Consider the following 2,584-nt stretch of genomic DNA (forward strand, 5'->3'; position numbering starts at 1 on the left):
AGTCGCGTGGTCTAGACCCGAAGCGGAGTGATCTACCCATGGCCAGGGTGAAGCGACGGTAAGACGTCGTGGAGGCCCGAACCCACTTAGGTTGAAAACTGAGGGGATGAGCTGTGGGTAGGGGTGAAAGGCCAATCAAACTCCGTGATAGCTGGTTCTCCCCGAAATGCATTTAGGTGCAGCGTCGTATGTTTCACCACGGGGGTAGAGCTACTGGATGGTCTAGGGGCCTTACCGGGTTACCGAAATCAACCAAACTCCGAATACCGTGGTGTGAGAGTGCGGCAGTGAGACGGCGGGGGATAAGCTTCGTCGTCGAGAGGGAAACAGCCCAGAACACCAGCTAAGGCCCCTAAGTGTGTGCTCAGTGGGAAAGGATGTGGGATTGCCCAGACAACCAGGAGGTTGGCTTAGAAGCAGCCACCCTTGAAAGAGTGCGTAATAGCTCACTGGTCAAGTGGTCCTGCGCCGACAATGTAGCGGGGCTTAAGCACACCGCCGAAGCTGTGTCATTGACACAATAGATCCACTTGGGCTCTTGAAGTCCTTGTGTAGTCGTGTTGATGGGTAGGGGAGCGTCCTGCATCCAGGGAAGCCGTGGCGGAAGCTAGCGGTGGAGGGTGTGGGAGTGAGAATGCAGGCATGAGTAGCGAATGCAGAGTGAGAAACTCTGCCGCCGGATGACCAAGGGTTCCTGGGCCAGGCTAATCCGCCCAGGGTAAGTCGGGACCTAAGGCGAGGCCGACAGGCGTAGTCGATGGACAACGGGTTGATATTCCCGTACCCGAGCATGTGCGCCCATGACGAGGCGTTTGATACTAACCACCCAAAGCGTGCCGGCGAAGCCTTCGGGCCTAGTTGGCATTGTGGAGCGTGGGACCTGATTTCGTAGTAGTCAAGCGATGGGGTGACGCAGGAAGGTAGCTCCGCCAGGCGATGGTTGTCCTGGTGTAAGCGTGTAGGAGAAAGCATAGGCAAATCCGTGCTTTATATACTCTGAGACGTGATGCGTAGCCGTTTGAGGCGAAGTAGAGTGATCCTATGCTGCCGAGAAAAGCCTCTAGTGAGTGCATGCACGGCCCGTACCCCAAACCAACACAGGTGGTCAGGTAGAGAATACCAAGGCGATCGGGTGAACTGTGGTTAAGGAACTCGGCAAAATGCCCCCGTAACTTCGGGAGAAGGGGGGCCAAACATCCTGAAGCTTTTTACAGGCTAGGGGTGGGTGGCCGCAGAGACCAGCGGAAAGCGACTGTTTACTAAAAACACAGGTCCATGCGAAGTCGCAAGACGATGTATATGGACTGACGCCTGCCCGGTGCTGGAACGTTAAGAGGACCGGTTAATCCCTTCGGGGGTGAAGCTGAGAATTTAAGCGCCAGTAAACGGCGGTGGTAACTATAACCATCCTAAGGTAGCGAAATTCCTTGTCGGGTAAGTTCCGACCTGCACGAATGGCGTAACGACTTTCCGGCTGTCTCAACCACAGGCCCGGCGAAATTGCACTACGAGTAAAGATGCTCGTTACGCGCGGCAGGACGGAAAGACCCCGGGACCTTTACTATAGTTTGGTATTGGTTTTCGGTTCGGCTTGTGTAGGATAGGTGGGAGACTGTGAAGCGGTGACGCTAGTTACTGTGGAGTCGTTGTTGAAATACCACTCTGGTCGAATTGGGAATCTGAACCTCGGACCATGATCTGGTTCAGGGACAGTGCCTGATGGGTAGTTTAACTGGGGCGGTTGCCTCCTAAAGAGTAACGGAGGCGCCCAAAGGTTCCCTCAGCCTGGTTGGCAATCAGGTGTTGAGTGCAAGTGCACAAGGGAGCTTGACTGTGAGACAGACATGTCGAGCAGGGACGAAAGTCGGGACTAGTGATCCGGCACCACCTGGTGGAAGGGGTGTCGCTCAACGGATAAAAGGTACCCCGGGGATAACAGGCTGATCTTGCCCAAGAGTCCATATCGACGGCATGGTTTGGCACCTCGATGTCGGCTCGTCGCATCCTGGGGCCGGAGTAGGTCCCAAGGGTTGGGCTGTTCGCCCATTAAAGCGGCACGCGAGCTGGGTTTAGAACGTCGTGAGACAGTTCGGTCCCTATCCGCCGCGCGCGTAGGATACTTGAGGAAGGCTGTCCCTAGTACGAGAGGACCGGGACGGACGAACCTCTGGTGTGCCAGTTGTTCTGCCAAGGGCATGGCTGGTTGGCCACGTTCGGAAGGGATAACCGCTGAAGGCATCTAAGCGGGAAGCCTGTTCCAAGATGAGGTATCCCACCCTTTGTGGGTTAAGGCCCCCAAGAGACCATTGGGTTGATAGGCCAGATATGGAAGCACAGTAATGTGTTGTCGAGTTGACTGGTACTAATAGGCCGAGGACTTGTCCACAAAGATGTTACGCATCCACTCTACGGTTCTGAAACACCACACGACCCTCGATTGTTGGGGGTGTGGTTGTTTGATAGTGTTTCGGTGGTTTTAGCGTCAGGGAAACGCCCGGTCCCATTCCGAACCCGGAAGCTAAGCTTGACAGCGCCGATGGTACTGCAACCGAAGGGTTGTGGGAGAGTAGGACACCGCCGAACT

Annotated in this window: 2 rRNA genes; both read left to right on the top strand. The window is 55.4% G+C overall.

Annotated features, from left to right (window positions below):
* Positions 1–2,386 (top strand): 23S ribosomal RNA (locus ACIOD2_RS50300); the annotation flags it as partial.
* A gap of 80 nt (positions 2,387–2,466) precedes the next feature.
* Positions 2,467–2,583 (top strand): 5S ribosomal RNA (gene rrf, locus ACIOD2_RS50305).
* The last annotated feature ends 1 nt before the right edge of the window (position 2,584 follow it).

The sequence above is a fragment of the Amycolatopsis sp. NPDC088138 genome, assembly GCF_044741685.1.
Classification (GTDB): Bacteria; Actinomycetota; Actinomycetes; order Mycobacteriales; family Pseudonocardiaceae; genus Amycolatopsis.